General features: G+C 57.7%; 17 protein-coding genes and 1 pseudogene. 9 read left to right on the top strand and 9 right to left on the bottom strand.

Features of this window, described 5'->3' with window-relative positions:
* A pseudogene (locus AC1D1N_RS06505) lies at positions 1–260 on the top strand (alcohol dehydrogenase); the annotation flags it as partial.
* Between the two features lie 162 nt (positions 261–422).
* Here AC1D1N_RS06505 and AC1D1N_RS06510 read toward each other — a convergent pair.
* The 4 genes from AC1D1N_RS06510 to AC1D1N_RS06525 form a co-directional block, all read right to left on the bottom strand.
* Positions 423–797 carry an alpha/beta hydrolase gene (locus AC1D1N_RS06510; RefSeq protein WP_436260295.1) on the bottom strand — a complete coding sequence of 125 codons (375 nt, stop codon included), beginning with the start codon at positions 795–797 and terminating at the stop codon, positions 423–425.
* Positions 737–1078, bottom strand: a complete 342-nt coding sequence (locus tag AC1D1N_RS06515; protein WP_436260296.1) for an alpha/beta hydrolase — start codon at positions 1076–1078, stop codon at positions 737–739. Before AC1D1N_RS06515 ends, AC1D1N_RS06510 begins: the two co-directional genes overlap by 61 nt.
* A 312-nt stretch (positions 1079–1390) precedes the next feature.
* Positions 1391–1960: an S-(hydroxymethyl)glutathione synthase gene (gfa, locus tag AC1D1N_RS06520; protein WP_436260297.1), complete on the bottom strand. Its 570-nt coding sequence runs from the start codon at positions 1958–1960 to the stop codon at positions 1391–1393.
* Between the two features lie 28 nt (positions 1961–1988).
* A protein-coding gene (locus AC1D1N_RS06525; protein WP_436260298.1) for an IS5 family transposase occupies positions 1989–2755 on the bottom strand; the annotation gives its coding sequence in 2 pieces (ribosomal slippage) (positions 1989–2431 and positions 2431–2755; 768 coding nt in all).
* Between the two features lie 258 nt (positions 2756–3013).
* Here AC1D1N_RS06525 and AC1D1N_RS06530 point away from each other — a divergent pair.
* On the top strand, positions 3014–4246 hold the full coding sequence (locus AC1D1N_RS06530; protein ID WP_436260299.1) for a hypothetical protein: 1233 nt from the start codon (positions 3014–3016) through the stop codon (positions 4244–4246).
* A 378-nt stretch (positions 4247–4624) separates the two neighbouring features.
* On the opposite strand, the gene AC1D1N_RS06535 is transcribed toward AC1D1N_RS06530, so the two are convergent.
* The 3 genes from AC1D1N_RS06535 to AC1D1N_RS06545 form a co-directional block, all read right to left on the bottom strand.
* Positions 4625–5752 carry an S-(hydroxymethyl)glutathione dehydrogenase/class III alcohol dehydrogenase gene (locus tag AC1D1N_RS06535; protein ID WP_436260300.1) on the bottom strand — a complete coding sequence of 376 codons (1128 nt, stop codon included), beginning with the start codon at positions 5750–5752 and terminating at the stop codon, positions 4625–4627.
* A 103-nt stretch (positions 5753–5855) separates the two neighbouring features.
* Positions 5856–7277 (bottom strand): FAD-binding oxidoreductase, encoded by a 1422-nt coding sequence (locus AC1D1N_RS06540; protein ID WP_436260301.1) that lies wholly within the window; start codon positions 7275–7277, stop codon positions 5856–5858.
* A gap of 44 nt (positions 7278–7321) precedes the next feature.
* Positions 7322–8218, bottom strand: a complete 897-nt coding sequence (locus tag AC1D1N_RS06545; protein WP_436260302.1) for an SMP-30/gluconolactonase/LRE family protein — start codon at positions 8216–8218, stop codon at positions 7322–7324.
* Positions 8219–8574: 356 nt separating this feature from the next.
* Here AC1D1N_RS06545 and AC1D1N_RS06550 point away from each other — a divergent pair, with 356 nt between their 5' ends.
* The 6 genes from AC1D1N_RS06550 (at position 8575) to AC1D1N_RS06575 (ending at position 15034) form a co-directional block, all read left to right on the top strand.
* Positions 8575–10197, top strand: a complete 1623-nt coding sequence (locus AC1D1N_RS06550; protein WP_436260303.1) for an ABC transporter substrate-binding protein — start codon at positions 8575–8577, stop codon at positions 10195–10197.
* Positions 10198–10241: 44 nt separating this feature from the next.
* Positions 10242–11261 carry an ABC transporter permease gene (locus tag AC1D1N_RS06555; RefSeq protein WP_436260304.1) on the top strand — a complete coding sequence of 340 codons (1020 nt, stop codon included), beginning with the start codon at positions 10242–10244 and terminating at the stop codon, positions 11259–11261.
* Between the two features lie 15 nt (positions 11262–11276).
* Complete coding sequence (locus AC1D1N_RS06560; RefSeq protein WP_436260305.1) at positions 11277–12134, top strand: ABC transporter permease; 858 nt, start codon at positions 11277–11279, stop codon at positions 12132–12134.
* A gap of 1 nt (position 12135) precedes the next feature.
* Complete coding sequence (locus AC1D1N_RS06565; RefSeq protein ID WP_436260306.1) at positions 12136–13137, top strand: ABC transporter ATP-binding protein; 1002 nt, start codon at positions 12136–12138, stop codon at positions 13135–13137.
* Complete coding sequence (locus AC1D1N_RS06570) at positions 13134–14189, top strand: ABC transporter ATP-binding protein (protein WP_436260307.1); 1056 nt, start codon at positions 13134–13136, stop codon at positions 14187–14189. The genes AC1D1N_RS06565 and AC1D1N_RS06570 overlap by 4 nt, the downstream gene beginning before the upstream one ends.
* Before the next feature lie 98 nt (positions 14190–14287).
* Positions 14288–15034 (top strand): GntR family transcriptional regulator, encoded by a 747-nt coding sequence (locus AC1D1N_RS06575; protein WP_436260308.1) that lies wholly within the window; start codon positions 14288–14290, stop codon positions 15032–15034.
* Positions 15035–15132: 98 nt separating this feature from the next.
* Here the strand turns inward: AC1D1N_RS06575 and AC1D1N_RS06580 are convergent, their stop codons facing one another.
* Both AC1D1N_RS06580 and AC1D1N_RS06585 read right to left on the bottom strand, forming a co-directional pair.
* Positions 15133–15951 (bottom strand): SDR family NAD(P)-dependent oxidoreductase, encoded by an 819-nt coding sequence (locus AC1D1N_RS06580; protein WP_436260309.1) that lies wholly within the window; start codon positions 15949–15951, stop codon positions 15133–15135.
* Between the two features lie 32 nt (positions 15952–15983).
* Complete coding sequence (locus AC1D1N_RS06585; RefSeq protein ID WP_436260310.1) at positions 15984–17219, bottom strand: amino acid deaminase; 1236 nt, start codon at positions 17217–17219, stop codon at positions 15984–15986.
* Positions 17220–17788: 569 nt separating this feature from the next.
* Between AC1D1N_RS06585 and AC1D1N_RS06590 the strand changes: the two genes are divergently transcribed.
* Positions 17789–18889: a fatty acid desaturase family protein gene (locus AC1D1N_RS06590; protein WP_436260311.1), complete on the top strand. Its 1101-nt coding sequence runs from the start codon at positions 17789–17791 to the stop codon at positions 18887–18889.
* The last annotated feature ends 14 nt before the right edge of the window (positions 18890–18903 follow it).

Genomic DNA, 18903 nt, shown 5'->3' on the forward strand with positions numbered 1-18903 from the left:
AGGTCGGGCTGATGCTGGGCGAGCATGCCAGGGCACAGGTGCCGATGGATCAGGTGATCGCCTTCGAGCTCGAAATCCTCGGCAGCCTGGGCATGCAGGCCTACCGCTATCCGGCGATCATGGCGATGATTGGCAGCGGCAAGCTGAAGCCCGAACTTCTGGTCAGCAAGAGGCTCAGCCTCGAAGAGGCTCCGGCCGCCCTGATGGCCATGGGCGGCTTCGAAGGCATCGGCATCGGCGTGGTGACCACGTTCCAGTAGCCGCCCTCAAGCCCCCCGAGCCTGGTGGCAACTCGCAACGCCACCTCTCGATGCAGCGCTTCATCGAGGGGCGGTCGATGCCTGCAACATTCGCCCCGCTGCCGTGAAATCCGAATGATCAAGGAGTGGCCTTGGCGGGGCCGAATGGAGCACTCGCGGGCATCAACACGGGAGCAGCGGTTTTGGTCCCGCCATGGAAGGTATTTCCCAAGCTCCGCAGGATATCGGCGTTTTCTGAAAAAGTGCTATGCCGAAGAACATCCCCCTGCTTCGCATCGGAGGCATCGATAACGGTGATGCCGTATTGTGAAGCAGATTTTCGTATGGCCGAAAATCGGTAGCACCGAGGCGCTGCACATCGCGCGCGATCCAGGTGGATACTTTGAGCGCCAGATCGTTTTGCGAAGAGTATGGTGATACGCGACCGGTTGTCGCCCAGCTCCAAAACCTGACGCTCGAATACGTCGACATCGATGTCAGGCGAGGCGAGAATGACTGAACGAATTTTGGGCGACACTTTTGCGTCCTGTTGGCCATGTCGCGCAGAGCCCTCCATGGTCAGCCATGCCCATTGAATGGGCCAGGATCACCACCTCGGCGACGTCGGGGCTATCGACGGCTGCGTTCAGAACGGCGTCGAGCCCGAAGCGGGAATAGATCGTGCTTTCGCGATCGTAGACGTAGTCGAGCACGTTGCCGCGCGAAGGCCAGGTGAACGGCACCGGTGCGGCACTGATGCGCGCATCGTGAACGAGTTGTGCGAAACGATAGACGGCTTCGGCATGGCCATTGTCGAATCCAGGCACGAAAATCAGCACGCGCTTCGTTCCCCGGCTTGCCTTGCGAAACCACGGCACAACCTGCTCCTCGCCAAGAAGGTCGGCCTTGAGCGTGACGATGGATCGTCGGGGATCGAGCTTTTCAGCATTCGGCCACTGAACGAGACCTGTCTGACGAGCGCTGGCGGGGGAAACGGATACGACGATGTTGTCGAGGCGGACGTCGTCCCCACGCTCTCCGGTATATCTGAGCGCGGCATTGTCGGAGGGCTGGCGTGTGGTAGCAACTAGCATCCAGGGAATATGGGGCCGGATCGCTGTTCCGGCCCCATGAACGCTTGTTTCAGATCTTCAGGCCGGCAACGCCCCGGACTTCTTCGCGGTCCAGGTGGCGATGTAGTCCATCAGGCCGGGATTGAGGCAGTCATAGGGCTCGATGCCGATTGACTTCAACTGCGCACGAATGCCGTCCATGCGCTTGGGGTCGACACCGGATTCGATGATCGACGAGACGAAGGCGGTGAAGCCCGGCGGCGACCAGCCGTCTTCCTCGAAGCGCTCGGGATGGATGAAGGACAAGCCCTTGAACGGATGGTCGCGCTCGACCGGCCCATGCATATGCACACCGCAGCCGGTGCAGGCGTGACGCTGGATCAGCGCTGAGGGGTCGACAACTTTCAGCTTGTCGCCATTCTCGGTGACGGTGACGTCACCAGTGCCGGCGACGGCCACGACCGAGAACACCGCGCCTTCTGGTTTCCAGCATTTGGTGCAGCCGCAGGCGTGGTTATGGGCGATCTGGCTCTTGACCTTCACCTTCACCGGCTTGCTGGTGCAGGCGCAGACCAGCGTGCCGCCGGCAAAGCTCGCGCTTTCCTTGGGCAAGCCATTGTCGATCTTGGGATGCAGTTTTTCAGGCATTTTCTTCCTCCCTGTTTTGTCATCTCGACTAGGGCGTAGACTCATTACCGCGTAGCCAGATGCGAGTTGAGACGAGTTTGAGGGCAGCAAGATAGTTTTCTGCCAGCTTGTCGTAGCGTGTCGCGATCCGCCGGAACTGCTTGGCTTTATTGAAGAAGCGCTCTACCAGGTTGCGCGCCTTATAGAGAAACGGACTGAAGCAGATCGGGTCCTTGCGGTTGGCCTTGGGCGGAATGTTGGCCCATGCCTTTCGCTCGGTGATGGCCGTGCGCAGGGCGTTTGCATCGTAGCCCTTGTCGGCGAGCAGCATGGCACCCTCGGGCAGATCCCTGATCAAGTCGACTGCGGAGGCGATGTCGCTCTTCTGGCCCGCCGTCAGCGTTAGCTTGATCGGCCTCCCTTGGGCGTCGACAAGAGCATGGATTTTGGTTGTCAGCCCGCCTCGGGAACGACCAAGACAATGATCTCGACCCCCCTTTTTGCCGTCGCGCCCTGCTGGTGGACGCGAACAATGGAGGTGTCGATCATCTGCACCTCGCCGTTATGGGTTTTGGTAATGTTGGCCATGAGGCGGTCCCATACACCTGCTTTCCGCCATCGGACAAAGCGATTGTAGCAGGTGGTGCGTGGGCCGTATCGCTCTGGTAGATCGCGCCATGGCGCACCCGATCGCAGCACCCAGAAGATGCCGTTAAGCACCCGCCGGTCATCGACGCGCGGCACTCCTCGCGGCTTGTTGGGCAACAGCGGCTCGATCACACGCCACTCGAAGTCGGTCAGGTCATATCGGCTCATGCAGAGCCTGAATCAGATTTCGCCGCAATATGAAAGCCGCCAGTCGGAAAACTACCCCCATATTGCCATTACTGGCATAGTTCCGTGCGCCATAGTGATCGGCATCCTCGCTGGGATATCCTTGGTAGATACCTGATCTACTGCCAGGCTTATTCATTCGTTAGTAAGGCGAAGTTAGACCCAACGAGGAAGCTAAAGTGCACGCCCTTAAGATCGTGAATCGCGATATCGTCCCGTGAGCTTCGATAGGATTGGATCATGCATTATCCCACAGGTTTGGCGCTGGCGCTGCTGCTAGCAATGTTGTCGATCAGCGAAGCAAGGGCGGGAAAGGTGGCCGTCTCCGGTTGTGGGGATGGGCACTACGATCCGGTCCCAGCTTTGATGCCGTTGAAGTCCGGTCCATTGGCTCTGGCAAAGATTTTTTGCCTGAAGATTCCTGCGAGCAATTTTCCAGTTTCTCCCCCTCAACCGTCGCCCGATCACAACAGTGTCTTCGTCTTCGACAGCATCCAAGGGTTATCCATCACTGGAACGGGCACTGCGGCGGGAAGTCAGCAATTCGACGGACGCATAACAGCGGTCTTGCCGTTCATGGGGAATGTTCCGTTCGCGTGGTCGAATGACTCCCGATCAGTCCTCGGCGTCCGACAGGAAACGGTAAAGCCAAGCGGCTTCGCGCTTGGATCACTCAGGCCTATCCGCTTCCACATCAACGGCACCAACGAGAAACTTGCTGAGTTGTCTAGCTCGGCCGGGCCCCTCGACGAGATATATTGGATCGGCCATACCGGGTTGGCGATTGCAGCTTTCGGAACGAAAGGAGCCTATTACCGACCTGAGCATCCCGATCTCAAGCCGACGATCGCCTTTGTTGACGCACGTGCGGGCAAAGTGATCCAGTCGATTGCGATCGCAGATGTGCCCGGCCTGGCTGTCAAGTCCAGGATAAATGGCGTTGCTTCCAGTTTGGACGTCCGAGGAAACGCCTATGCTTTGATCACCATGGCGCCGAACCAGTGGCTGCTGTGGAATCAGGGCCGATTGCCTCGCCTCGTTTCGATCGGCGTGAAGCCACGGTGGACGCCTTACGCACTCTCACCTGGCGGCAAAACTGTACTCGTCATGAGAAATCTGAGCGCAACCGGGGTCATATGCGAACTCAATCCGCGATGCCCTGCACCAACCCCACAGAGCGGCGCAATCGCCGAACTCCATGAGCTTCCCAGCGGTAGACTATTGTGGACCCTTAACGGGACGGCAAATACATTCGCTCGGAGTGACGTACCATCGGTAAGCCCGAATAATCGATTTGCGCTCATCTCGATGCCAACCGGCACGGTTGCGCTTCTATCGATGACGAACGGCGCGGTTCTTCAAGAGCTTCCAAAGCCCTGGACGAGCGAATGTGCGATGGGCTTCTCGGCCGACGGCAAGACGGTTTGGATTAGCGGCGGATCCCGCATCGTCTTCTACAAGTTGATTGCATAACTGCCTCTCCTCGATGTCCGGAGTTCTGTCGTCTCCCAGAGGAAAGGCAGCTATCCGACCTTCTTCGCCGGAAGCTGCCGGTCCACAAACACCACACCTCGGTCATTCAGCATTTATGAGTTCACGGCCTAGGTCTCAATGACCACTTCATTTTCCATGAAGTGCACCTTCAGCAGACGATGCACTTCGGTCAGGCTCCTCCTTAGAAACTGTCCATGCACGAGATAAAGCGATCTCATCTTGGGCACAGTCGATCTCCTCCAGATTGACCGTGACGCGCTTTTCTTCGCGGAAGCTGCGCCAGAGATCCTCGCCAAAGTTCCGTATTCGATTGGATCCTCGACCTCTCAGGGTCGACGAAGCGAATTCGAACCTCCTTCAATAGACCACCACGCTCCGGATCGACTTGCCTTCGTGCATCAGGTCGAAGCCCTTGTTGATGTCTTCCAGCTTCAGCAAATGGGTGATCATCGGGTCGATCTGGATCTTGCCGTCCATGTACCAGTCGACGATCCTCGGCACGTCGGTGCGGCCACGTGCGCCGCCAAAGGCGGTGCCCATCCAGGTGCGGCCGGTGACCAATTGGAAGGGTCTGGTCGAAATCTCCTGGCCGGCGCCGGCGACGCCTATGACGACCGACTTGCCCCAGCCGCGATGCGAGGCTTCCAGCGCCTGGCGCATCACCTTGGTGTTGCCGGTGCAGTCGAATGTGTAGTCGGCGCCGCCGATCTGGTCGGCGCCGCGCTTGGTCATGTTGACGAGATGAGGGACGATGTCGCCGTCGATCTCCTTCGGATTGACGAAATGCGTCATGCCGAAGCGCTCGCCCCAGGCTTTCTTGTCGTTGTTGAGATCGACACCGATGATCATGTCGGCGCCGGCCAGCTTCAGGCCCTGGATGACGTTGAGGCCGATGCCGCCGAGGCCGAAGACGACAGCAGTCGCGCCTTGCTCAACCTTGGCGGTGTTGATGACCGCACCGATGCCGGTGGTGACGCCGCAGCCGATGTAGCAGATCTTGTCGAAGGGGGCGTCCGGGTTGACCTTGGCCAGCGCGATCTCGGGCAGCACGGTGAAGTTCGAGAAGGTCGAGCAGCCCATATAGTGAAAGATCTTGTCCTTGCCGATCGAGAAGCGCGACGAGCCGTCCGGCATCAGGCCCTGGCTCTGGGTGGCGCGGATGGCCGTGCACAGATTGGTCTTGCGCGACAGGCAGGACGGGCACTGTCGGCATTCAGGCGTATAGAGCGGGATGACGTGGTCACCCTTCTTGACCGAGGTGACGCCCTTGCCGACATCGACGACGACGCCGGCGCCCTCATGGCCGAGGATGGCCGGAAACAGGCCTTCGGGATCGGCGCCCGACAGCGTGAACTCGTCGGTGTGGCAGATGCCGGTCGCCTTGATCTCGACCAGCACCTCGCCCTCGCGCGGTCCGTCGAGTTGTACCGTCATAATTTCCAGCGGCTTTCCGGCCTGAACGGCAACGGCAGCGCGTACGTCCATCGTCTTTCTTCCTTCTTCAACCCTTTTCAGCAGGCCTTTGCCCCTTGCTGATCGCCTTTTCCGGCTCCAGCCGGGCCTCGAAGAGATCCGGCGAGGTCAATTGCTAGCCGAACCTCACCGCACCGAGACCCGCTGGTGAGGTGATCGTTTTGAGTTCTCGCGCCATATGTTTCAGCACAGCCGGCGTGAACTTGTCGTAGTAGGCTTGGTTTCTCCGGCCAATCGCATGTTCACCACTGAAGCTGCCATCAAAGTCATTGACCACGACGTCATACACCCAGTCCCGGAGCTGGCCCTCCATGCTCGCATCTGCAGCAACGCCGCTTGCCCGATCGGCAACGAGATTGAAATGCACACCACCATCGCCGATATGACCGAAATCGCAGACCGCAACGCCCGGGAAGCGCGCCGGTATTTCGGCTTTCATCCGCTCGCAGAACGTCATCACGTCACCTCTGCGAAAGGCCAGATCAAACGCGACAAGCTTTCCCATCTGTCTCACGCCCTCGGAGATCGCATGGCGCAGCGCCCACATTTCATGCGCCGACCCGAACAGAGCATCGGCCAAGGGCGCCTCTTGCAACTCCCACATCTCTGCCAGGACCGTTTCAAGCACGCTGTCGAGCGTCTGCTCATTGTCGCGAAGATCCCAGGTTCGCGTTAACTCCGCCAAGATCACGTAATCGGGGATTTCGCGGTTTTCGAAGGGATTGCGCAAAGATGGGATATGATGGAGCGTGGCCTTAATCGCATTTGCGGACATGCCCTCGAAGGCAGTGAGATAGCCACCGGCGCGTGTTTCCATTGCACGAAGCAGTGACATGACATGGCCGGCACTTGATGGAACCAGCAATGCAGCGGCGCTTTGTCTTGGGCGCCGTTCAAGGTTGAGAACACATTCGGTGATAATGCCGAGACTGCCGGATGTACCAATAAAAATCTGCTTCCAGTCGATGCCGGTGTTGTTCTTTCTGAGCTCGCGGCCGAAATCGAGGATCGTACCTTCCGCATCCGCCAACACGACCTTCATGCCAAGCGTATTCTTGCGGGCGTCGCCATATTTGAGAAATCGTGCCCCACCTGTATTTGTTGACAGCATGCCGCCCAGCCGGGGATCTGCACCAAGATCAATTGGGAAGAACAGCCCTTCGGTTTCGAGCGCGGCATTCAGATCCGACAGCAGGAAACCCGCATCTACGGCCACCGAACGGTTGTCGACGTCCAGATTGAGGCTCCGGGCCAACCGGTCAATGCTAATCACCGCCTGGGTTCCACTGGAGTCCGGCGTCGAAGCCGCGACGACGCCCGTGTTGCCCCCTTGCGGAATGATATGTATCCCGTGGCGCACGCAATAGGACACTGCTTGGGACATTTCCTTTGTCGTAGCCGGTCGCACAACGAATGAGGCGCGCCCCTTGTCATAGCGGGCACCGTCCTCATACGAGGCCGCGTCATCGCCGAACATGACGGCTTTTTCTCCAAGCATGGCGCCCAGGGTTTCAACGTGTTGAATATCAGCGACCATGCGGGGCCCTCCGGGGTTGAGATGATAAAAGTCCCGACACCGCGCTATGCGGGATGCAGGGCATGGGGTGCCTGCTCCGGAAACCTGTATGTGGGAAGACCAGGCACAGCGACGTCAAAGGCGATCAAAGTACCGGTTGAATGCTTCCCGTCCCGATCGGTTGTCAGGGACGTGACGAACATTGTCTTGAAATCCGGTCCGCCGAAACAAGGCATCGTCGGCGCTGCTACCGGCAATACCAGGGTCTCGAGGAGAGAGCCGTGGGCCGTGAACCGGTTGAGGACCCCAGCGGAAATACCTGCGCTCCAATAGCAACCCTCGACATCCACCGCTGCCCCGTCGGGCAGGCCGCCTTTTTCGTCGAGGACGATGATGGTCCGTTGATTGGAGACTTGTCCACTGCCCGGATCGAAGTCGAAAGCTCGCACGACCGGCCCCCGCGAATCCGCGTGATACATTGTTGTTCCGTCGGGATTCCAGGCGAGGCCGTTTGAGACACGCAGCCCGTCGATAATGGTCGTCACTTCGCCACCTGGTGTTACACGGTACAGGCTCGCCGTCGGTTGCCGCGGCAACGCATCGTGCATGCTACCGACCCAAAACGACCCGTCGGGACCGACTTTCCCATCATTGAGCCGGTTCGTCGGACGGCCAGGTTCAGGGTGAACGAGAAATTGGAGCGACCGGGTGGCCGGGTCGAAAATATGGACACCGCTCCTGAGTGCTACAATTAACTTGCCGCCCGCGACGAGGCCAAGACTGCCTATCTCGTCGGGCATCGGGTACTCCACCACCGTTCCTGAGGCCGGTTCGAGGGTGAAAGCTGCCGGCCGCAGGACGTCTATAAACCACAGGAGGCCTTTCTCTTCGTCCCAGACCGGGCTCTCACCGATGGCCAGCTCGAAATCTATACAGGTCTCAAAATGAGATGTTGTCGGCACAAAAGCCTCCACCCGGGATCGGAACGATCATTTTTGATATAGCAAACTCTTCGCTAGTGTCGAGACGCAATCTTCCATCGATCGCAACTTTCTCCGGTTCGGATCGAAATCATTGAAAATTCTCACATTTCTTTCCGGCTGGAGAATGCTACGGCCATTTTGACATAGCAGATAAGCCGTCTCTGAACGTCCTTTCTGCCGAAATAATCGGACTGACCTCTCGCCATTTATGGCCTGCGGGGCTGGTTCCCGCCAAATTTCCCATTGACAGGTGGCCCAAAATTCAACGTTATGATATATGATGGACGTTCTGAAGCGCCGCGTTTCGTCACCAATCAACAAAGGGGAAGATCAAAATGACCGTAGCGTTCGATAAGACTCCCAATCGCAAAAGAGTCGGCCGTGCCTTGCTCCCGCTGGCTATCGCCCTGGCTATGCTTGGCTCGACGTCTCTTGCCTCCGCGCAAGCGCAAAAACCGCTCATTATTGCCCGCAACCTTGCCGTCAATTCACTCGATCCCGCTCGTACCACGTGCGATACCTGCAACATCTATTTGTATGCGGTCTACGAGACGCTGGTGAGGCTCGGAGATGACAACAAGACGATCACCCCGGCGCTGGCCGAAAAGTGGGAGGTCAACGACAACAATACGCAGTTCACGTTTCACATGAATCCGAAGGCGGTCTTCTCCGACGGATCGCCGGTCGAAGCCAAGGACGTCAAATGGTCCTGGGAGCGGCTGGCCAATCTCCAGGGAGGCATGGCCTGGCTCTTCGAAACCGTTACGTCGATCGAGACCCCCGATGCACGCACGGTCGTGGTCAAACTGTCGGCGCCGGATTCGGAATTCCTCGGCAAAGTCATCGCGCCATACTCCGGTGTGGTAAACAGCGACGTCGCCTCGACACAGGGTGCCAAGGCCTCAAAGGATGGGGCTGCCTCGGACAGCGCGGAGCCTTGGTTCCTCACCAATTCGGCAGGCAGCGGCCCTTATGTGCTGGGAGGCTACAGCCCGAACGACGAATTGCGGTTCAAACGCAACGAAAAATACTGGGACAAGCCAGCCGCGATCGCCGAAATCGTCATAAAGCAGACGAAGGATTCTGTTGCGCAGGCACAGGCGCTTGAAAGCGGCGCGGTCGATATAGCGATGCAGATCGCACCGGATACCGCCCGGACGATCAAAGCTCCCGATGTAGTTCTCGAATCAGTGCCCTCGTTCAATTTCCTTTACATGGCGCTAAGCCCGGGCGCGAAGGCAAACACGGTACCGCTGACGCTCAAGGTGCGGCAGGCCATAGCCTACGCCATCGACTATAAGGGCATCATCGACTTCACAATCGGCGGGGCCGGCAAGGTCGTGCCCGTTGCGATTCCTAACGGCTTCCCCGGCACCGACGGCCTGCCGCAGCCGGAATACAATGTCGAGAAAGCCAAGCAACTCCTGAAGGAGGAAGGGCTTGAGAATGGCTTCGACATTGAATCCGTGTTTCCCAACGAGAACTATTATGGGGTTGATATGTCAACGCTCATGCAGTTCGTGCAGCAGAACCTCGCCAAGGTGAACATCCGCCTTCAGCTGAAGCCTGCCACCTTCCCGGTCTGGCTTGACACGGTCAAGGGAGACCACACGCCGCTGACTGCATCGTTTTACGGACCTGATTACTTCGGTACCGACCAGTATGTGAAAACCTTTGGTATGATCCCGGGCACACGCTGGCTGGCTCGCTCTGGCGGAGACAAGATAGAGGGCGTGTTGAACAACAAGGAAAAGGAACTGCTGGACAAGGCCGTTGCGGCGCCGATCAACGAACGCGACGAACTCTATCACCAGATCGCGTTGGAGATGATCAAGGACCGCATCATCGTGCCACTGGTCGGTCCCGATACGGTCCTTGCCTATAGCAAGAACATAAGCGGAATGAAGTACAGCGTGACGTCAATCCTGCCGCTACAGGATCTCAGCTTCGCGCAGTAATGCGCGACGACGGGAACGTGGAAGTCTGATCGAAAGGGCGAACAATGCAAGCTCATACATACGTTCTTCGCCGTTTGATCGGACTTCCACCCTTGCTTTTGGGTGTGCTTACCATCGCCTTCCTTCTGTCGCACGCCTCGCCGGCGGATCCACTTTCCTCGATCCTGCCCGAGCGGCAGCTCAGTAATCCGGAGGCGGTTCAAGCGGCGAAAGTCCGCTGGGGTTTGGACAAGACGCCCGTCGAGCAATATCTGATCTATCTGAAGAACGTGGTCACGGGGGATTTGGGCACGTCCTTCCGGACAAAGCGGCCGGTCGCTCAAGACCTGATGGAGCGCCTTCCCGCGACAGTGGAACTGGTCGTTGCGGCATTGCTGTTTGGCTCGGTTTCAGGAATTCTGCTTGGGGTAGTCGCAGCGCGTATGCGTGATACCGCCGTGGACCACCTGGTGCGCCTTTTCGCACTTTTGGGATCTTCGCTTCCGGTATTCTGGTCCGGGCTTGCCGTGCTCTTCATATTTTCCGTCCAGCTTGGTATTCTGCCCGGACCGGGGCGGCTTGATGCCCGCACGGCCCCAGAATCCACGATTACCGGCTTCTATACCGTCGACGCGCTGTTCGCCGGCAACATGTCGACGTTCTGGGAGGCTGCCACCCACTTGATACTTCCCGCGAGCGTCCTTGGATGGTCTGTCACCGGCATAATATCTCGGCTGGTACGCGCCAGCATGCTCGACGTGCTCAGCCAGGACTATATTCTTATGGCGCGCTCCAAGGGTGCGACCGAAAGAAGGGTCCTCTTCCATCACGCCCTCCGGAATGCACTGATCCCTGCGATCACCGTCATCGGCTATTCCTTCGCCTTCCTCATTACCGGCGCTGTTTTGACCGAAACGATTTTTTCGTGGCCCGGCATAGGCTCCTACGCAGTGGAATCCGCCCGGGCACTGGACTATCCGGCGATTATGGGAGTGACCATGCTTGGAGGGACGGCGTTTCTTTTGACCAATCTCCTTACCGATCTCACCTACGTGCTGGTCGATCCTCGCATCAAACTCCAGTAGGAGCCCGGCAATTCCATGGCCGCAGCAGACACCTTACACGCAACGCTCAGGCGTAAACGACGCCGCACCAATCTGTGGTCGGTCATTCCCGCATATATTGGCTTCGCTATCATCCTGTTTTGGATATTTGCTGCTCTAACCGCGCAATATTGGATGCCCTATAGTGCTTTCGACATGGTTGGCCGTCGGCTCCAGCCCCCAAGCCTTGAGCATCTGTTTGGTACCGACGGCTTGGGTCGCGACGTCTTTTCACGGACGCTATCGGGAGCGGTCTATTCCATTCCCGTCGCATTTTTCGTCGTGTGTGTCGGTGCGATCCTCGGCAGTTGTCTTGGAGCGATGGCAGGTTTCCTGGGGGGCTGGATAAACACGATCATCATGCGGCTGGTCGACATCACCTTGTCCTTTCCGCCAATGCTCCTGGCGATGGCGGTCGCGGCTACACTAGGCCCGGGACTTTGGACGGCGACGGTGGCGATGATTGCTGTCTGGTGGCCGCTCTATACGCGTCTGATGCAGGCCCAAGTTATCAGCGTCAAACAAATGGAGCATGTCGAGGCTGCAATATCGTCCGGCGTCCGCAAAGGCCGATTGCTGCGGAAATATATCCTGCCTCTCTGCGGAACGCCGATTCTCATAAATGCAACTATGGATTTCGGGCAGGTCGTACTGCTCGCAGCATCGCTGAGCTTCATCGGTCTCGGCGCCGCCCCTCCTGCCCCGGAATGGGGCGCGATGGTCTCGGATGGCACCGTGAATTTCTACTATTGGTGGATCGCCGCAGCGCCCGGTTTGGCCATCCTGAGTGTCGTTCTCGCGCTGAATTTCATCGGCGACCGGGTCCGCGATATTCTCGACCCGCGGAAAGCATGACATGGGCGACCAACCTCTTCTCGAAGTAAATGATCTACGCGTGACCTTTGAAATAGCGAACGGTTACGTCGAGGCCGTTCGCGGGGTGAATTTTTCTCTGAAGAGAGGCGAGATCATGGGCCTCGTCGGTGAATCCGGCTCGGGGAAAAGCATCACGATGCGTGCCGTCATGGGGCTTTTGCCGCCTTCCGCGATGGTTTCCGGCTCGGTCAAGCTTCTCGGTCGAGAACTAATCGGCAGTCCTGCAAAGGACCTGCGACAATTGCGTGGATCGAGAATGTCGATGGTCTTTCAAGATCCTCTGACTGCGCTCAATCCCGTACTGACGGTCGGCGACCAATTGGTCGAAGCGATCAGGATTCACAATCCGCAGTGCACAGCCAAGGAGGGGCGGACAAGGGCGATCGAATTGTTTCGTTCGGTCGCGATTCCTTTTCCGGAAAAGCGCATTGACCAATATCCTCACGAATTCTCCGGCGGCATGCGTCAACGCGTGGTTGTCGCAATCGCAATCGCCAACAAGCCAGATCTTATTATCGCCGACGAACCGACAACGGCTTTGGACGTAACGGTCCAGGCGCAGGTGCTGGAGCTTCTCCGCAATCTTTGCGAGGGCAGCGGAACCGGCCTGGTGCTTATTACCCATGACTTGGGCGTCGTCGCCGGCATGGCTGAGCACGTGTCGGTCATGTACGCGGGCTCGATCGTTGAACGAGCGCCAGTCGATGACTTGTTCGACAATCCGCGTCATCCCTATACCAGAGGCCTGCTGGGTTCGTTGCCCCAGCTGACCGGTGAGATTGCTCGTCTCAGCGATATCGGTGGGGCTCCGCCGACGGCAGGTACCATACCGCCTGGCTGCGCTTTCAACCCGCGATGTAGTTTCTCTGTCGAAAGATGTCAGCTCGAAAGGCCCGAACTCCGAGGTTTCGGGCCAACCGACGTGGCCTGTCATCTCGCCCAGGCCATCCCGGCTGCTCAAACCAGGGTGAACTCGGCATGACATCCACTTTGCAGGATCTCCCCGCGGGACAGACCACTAGAGCTGTGAGCCATTCGGATGCCGGTGCGCCTTTGCTGTCGGTTAGAAACCTGACCAAGGATTTCGGCGCCGGCGGGGTCTTTTCCACTCTGAAGAACGCTCCGGTCATTCGGGCCGTTGCAGGTGTCAGTTTCGATATTGCCAAGGGAGAAACACTTGGGCTTGTCGGCGAGTCCGGCTGCGGCAAGTCGACACTTGCGCGCTGTATTCTCAGACTCTTGCCACCCAGCTCGGGAGAAGTGCTCCTCGAGGGAACCGACCTCAGCAAGATCAGCGAGGCGGAAATGCGTGCAAAGCGAAAAGATCTCCAGGTGGTCTTCCAGGACCCTTTTGCTTCGCTTCATCCTCGAATGAGAATCCGTGAGATAGTGACGGAGCCATTGCGTCTTCTGGATATGTCAAAAAAGGACATGTCGGATCGTGTCAGTGAGCTGATGGGACTCGTCAAACTCAACCCGGAGCATCTTGACCGCTTTCCCCACGAACTTTCAGGCGGCCAGCGACAACGCGTGGGTATTGCAAGGGCGCTCTCGGTCAAGCCGAAACTCATCATTCTTGATGAACCCGTCTCCGCTCTCGACGTGAGCATCCAGGCAGGCGTGCTTAATCTGCTCCATGATTTGCAGCAAGAGCTAGGCCTCTCCTACTTGTTTGTCGCGCACAATTTATCGACAGTGCGCCACATTTCGGATCGCGTTGCCGTCATGTATCTTGGCAAGATTGTTGAAATCGGTCCCCGCAACGAGATTTTCACGTCGCCAAGACATCCATACACGACCGCTCTCCTATCGGCGGTGCCAACCGCCGACCCTCGAAGCGAACGCACCCGCCGCCGCATCGTTTTGACCGGGGACGTGCCCAGCCCCGCCGATCCCCCGAGCGGCTGCCGCTTCCGAACGCGGTGCTGGAAGGCACAGGAACTCTGTCGCACTGTCGAGCCCATGCTTATTCACCAGGACGAAACCGCCTTTGCATGTCACTTTCCTATGGACAAGAACGGTCTCAAGGGCTGAAAAGCGGGCTTCGCCTTGTCGACATCTCGTAATCGGGGTTTGCTGGCATTATTGCTGGTAAACTCAGACGCCGGTATTGGACAGGCGGGAAGGCATATATGAATTCGATAGTCACACCAGAGACCGACATCGATAGTAACGAGGATCTCAGTCTCAATCGGCACAGCCTGTCGGAGCGGATATACTCACGTTTGCGCGTGGCACTCATGACCGGCCAATACGAACCTGGAGCACGCCTCAATATCAGGGGGTTAGCGGCCACCTACAACACGTCGCCAACGCCGGTTCGGGAGGCCATTTTCCAGCTCGTGCGCGAGGGCGCATTGGAAATCCGACTTGGCCATCAACCCCGTGTGCCAGTGCTGTCGATTCCGCAATACATCAATATTCGCGAAACGCGGGTGCCTCTCGAGAGACTCGCAGCAGAACTTGCGGTGGTGCGGATTAGCGATGAGGACATTGCGAGACTAAGCGTACTGCACCAGAGGTTTATCCAGAGCGAAAAGGAAGAGCGTTGGAAGGAAGCACTTGCTGCAAACCAGGAGTTTCATTTCACGATCTATCGCGCCTGTGGCAACGATGTCCTCGTGAGGTATATTGAAAATCTCTGGCTCCTTGCTTATCCTTTCGTGAACAATCAATATCCGATCACCCGACCCGCAACGGCCGCTGTCCATCTGCATCTTCTGATTGTCGACGCATTGAACAGGCGCTCGCCGGCCGAAACCGGCGATTTGGTCATTCGGGATCTCCGCGAAGGATCTTACAATATCCTGCAAAGACTGAGCGGCGCGGAAAACGGCGAAGTTACGCCATCGCGGCGAAAGAAGAAAAAGGAAAGCTGAAGCACTTCGCGGTCAACGATTATCGTTGCCGGGTCGGCCGACGCTGTCGAGGCAGGCATGGCACTCTTCACGTGACGAGGCCATGCCCTGCATCGCTGTCATTGAGGCCCGTTCATTGCCTTTCCAGCGCGGCGAGCCTTGAGCTTTTCAGCGCCGATGGCAGAGTTGCGGTCCATCATCTCCCAAAGGTCTTTGGGATTGGTCCCGAGCAGTTTCACCGCATCGCCGCGTTCCGGCGGCGCGAAGGCCTCGAGGTCCTCATTGCGAATGGCTTCGAGAACCACCTTGGCGACATATTCGGGCGTGACCGATATGCCGGCAAAGGAAAGCGCCATCGCGTCATCTTCCGCTTCCTTGTCCAACATCGGCGTTTCGGTGGACGTCGGATGGACGATGGTAAATTTCACTGGCGCTTGGCGCTCTTCCAGGGCCAGCGCGAGATGAAAAGCGCGAAGGGCATGTTTTGCAGCGGCATAGCTCGCGATACCCGGGAACGGCAGCAACGCTGTCATGCTGCAAACCGTCGCGAGGTGCCCGTACCCCTGCGATTTGAAGCGCGGAAGTGCCGCGAGCATTCCCTTCACCGGGCCAAAGAAATTTGTGTCCATCGTTTGCACGTGCTTTTCCATAGGAAGGTCTCGCGCATAACCGGTGTGGACGATGGCGGCATTGTTAATCAGAACGTCAAGGCCGCCACGCTCCTTCCATATCTGGTCCAGGACTGTCTCCCACTGCGCCTCGGAGCAGATATCGAGCTTTACGGCGGACGCTGACGGACCGACTGCTGAGGCAACCTGCTCGGCTCCCCGAAGATTGATATCGGCCACAAAGACGGTGTGGCCAGCCTCCGCGACGAGCCGTGAAAGGGCAGCCCCAATTCCGCTCGCGCCGCCGGTGATGAGATAGGTCTTGGTCATGTTTTCCCTCGACAATTTGTCCGTGTTCGCTCTCAGAAATAGGTGCGAATGGAACTCGTGATGTGATAATTTTCATCAACTATGTGCATGACTCTCCATTTGTCGAAGGTGAGGCAGGGATGAGAAATGCCGAAGCCGAGCATATCCCCAACCTGGAGAGGTGAATCAGCAGGAATTGCCACATGGCAGTGCTGATCGTTCAAGCGCGTCACGACGTGATCTGGAGACAGCTGTCGAGGACGCTCCATGCCAGAACCCGGACGGAACCAAAGCAGAGGAATCGGCTGGTCGTCATGCGAGACGTCACGCTTGCCCAGTGCCGCGATGAGCTTCTCGGTCTCTGGCCTCGACTGGACATAAGCCCAAACTTCCAACGCGGGTGTCAGTCCGCCATGCGCGTCAGCCAACCCTGGATTTCTTTCCCGCAGCGCCTGAACCGCCTTGGCATACAGGATCGAGTCATGCGTGATGTAGCAACCCGAGCGAACCAGGACCATGTTTTGTTTCGAAAGCCCTGTGGAGCCCAGTTTCTCCACGACGACGTCATAGTACGCGGATCCGCCGGCACTCAGGATGACTGTCTCGGCGCCCCAAAGCTTCTCAAGGTCACATGCCTGAGCGAACTGCACCATTTTATCGAGGAACGAATGGACTAGTGCGAGTGTCCCCGCATTGTCTGCGCCCTTCAGCAGCCCCTCGAAACCTTCCACGCCGCGCAGCCTCACGGCTTCGGTTCTGCTCACGGCGCGCGCAAGATTCAGCGCCTCTTCGACACTGCGGCAACCGGTGCGGCCACCCGGATATCCGATCTCCACGAGGGCATCGAGCGGACGTTGGAGCTTCGCCTTTCGTGCTGCCTTGGCGATTGCTTCCAGATTGACCGCAGAGTCGACCAGGAACAAGAACTCGAATTCGGCGTCCCGGGCCAATTCAGAAATGACGTAGTCGATCGCCTTTGCGCCAATCAGCTGATTTGCCAGGAAGATGCGTTTGTAACCAAAGCTGCGCACGACTTGAACCTGATGGGGCGTGGAAACGGTGATCGCCCACGCGCCATCCGCAAGTTGCAGGTCAAATAGCGCCGGGCTCATGGTCGTTTTGCCATGCGGAGCAAGAACTGCTCCGCCCTGGGCCAGAAACGCCTTCATCCATTCGCTGTTGTGACGGAGGCTTTTCTCTTTGAGCACCGCCACCGGCAATGGCAGGTCTTCACTCAGCAACCTCCATCCCTGCTCGCCGACACGATTGATAGGGACGCCAACCTTCATGGGAGGAGCGCCTTTGTCGAGCTGGGTTAGAAGCGCGTCTTGGGGGTAATGTACGGCGAATGCCATGTTGCGAACTCTATGATATACGATATCTAGTCTGGCATGCTTGGCTTCGCAAGCAATATCTCCTTACGATTTACGCCTTTTCGCGAAATGTTCCCCTTTCGACGGGCTTCGCAAGCTTAAGGAAGGGGACATACGGCACATTTTTGATATGTCAAAAATGCAACTTTTGATCCTTAATCACCGAGGGCCCTGAATACCGCATCGGAGTTAAGCCGAGACTGTCAGAGTTTTGACGCGACGGGCGCGCCCGTCATAGCTTCAAAGCCCGAGCTCCTTTTCCCATATGGCCAGAAAATCCCCAGCCTTGCGGGAATTCATGCCTCTCCGGACAAGGGCGAACCTTCATCAAAAATGACATAAACATGTCATTTTGCAAATCCAACGTCTGACAGTTTGATATATCTGGGGCGTATTTCATTGCAAGAAGCAATGGGTTCGGCTTTACCTTTGTCGGCCGAGCGCACCAACAACTCTTTGAAGTCGGCAACCGGAGGCAAAGGTAGATGGCGCGAATTCGCGAGTTCAAACGGGATTACAGCCTGCTGGGCCGGGACGCGACAGCAGCGATCGAGGAAGGCATCGCCGCGGCGCAATGGTATCATACCGACATTGGGCGGGCGAAGCTGAAAGAACTTATGAAACGCTCCGACGGCCCCGCGATCCGCGATACCTTTCTATGGTTTGCCATTCTCGGGTCTCTGGCATTTGGAGCCTACATCACCTGGGGAAGCTTCTGGTGCGTACCGATCCTGGCAGTCTACGGCGTGTATTACGGTTCGGCGTCGGATGCGCGCTGGCATGAGACGGGACATGGCACCGCGTTCAAGACACGCTGGCTGAGCGATCTTGTTTACAATATTGCGTGCTTCATGATGCTGCGGGAGCCCAAGATCTGGCGCTGGAGTCACGCTCGGCACCATACCGACACGACCATTATCGGACGCGATCCTGAAATTGTAACAATGCGACCGGCAGACCTCGCAAGAATGGTCATGGCGATTTTCGGCATTCGTCGGGTTCCGTTGACATTCAAGAACATGATCAAACACGCATTTGGGAAGCTAACCCCGGAAGAAGCGTCTTTTGTTCCCGACATGGAGCGTCCGAACATCTATCGCACAGCGCGACTTCTGCTGATCCTTCATCTGGGTATCGTAGCGGCTGCCGTCTATCTGGGATCATGGCTGCCGGTGCTGCTGATTGGCCCGCTTCCAAGCATGTATGGCGGATGGCTCTCCTACTATCTCGCCATCACCCAACACGCCGGATTAGAGGAAAACGTACTTGACCACAGGCTTTGCGCCCGAACGATTTACGTCAATCCAGTTCTGCGGTTCATCTACTGGAACATGAACTATCATGTGGAACACCACATGTTCCCCATGGTCCCCTACCACAAGCTGCCGGCGCTCCACAGGCTGACGCTCCACGACATGCCCTCCCCGTATCGCAGCACCTTCCACGCCTATGCAGAGATCATCCCCGCCATTATTCGGCAGCGGAAGGACCCCAATTGGTACATCACGCGTGCGCTCCCGCCCCACGCAAAAGCCTATCGACCGGAGTTGCACAAAACTGGCGCAACCGTGGTTGCAGCAGAATAACCCCGCGGATCAAA

It is taken from the genome of Mesorhizobium sp. P2_B5 (genome assembly GCF_056404775.1).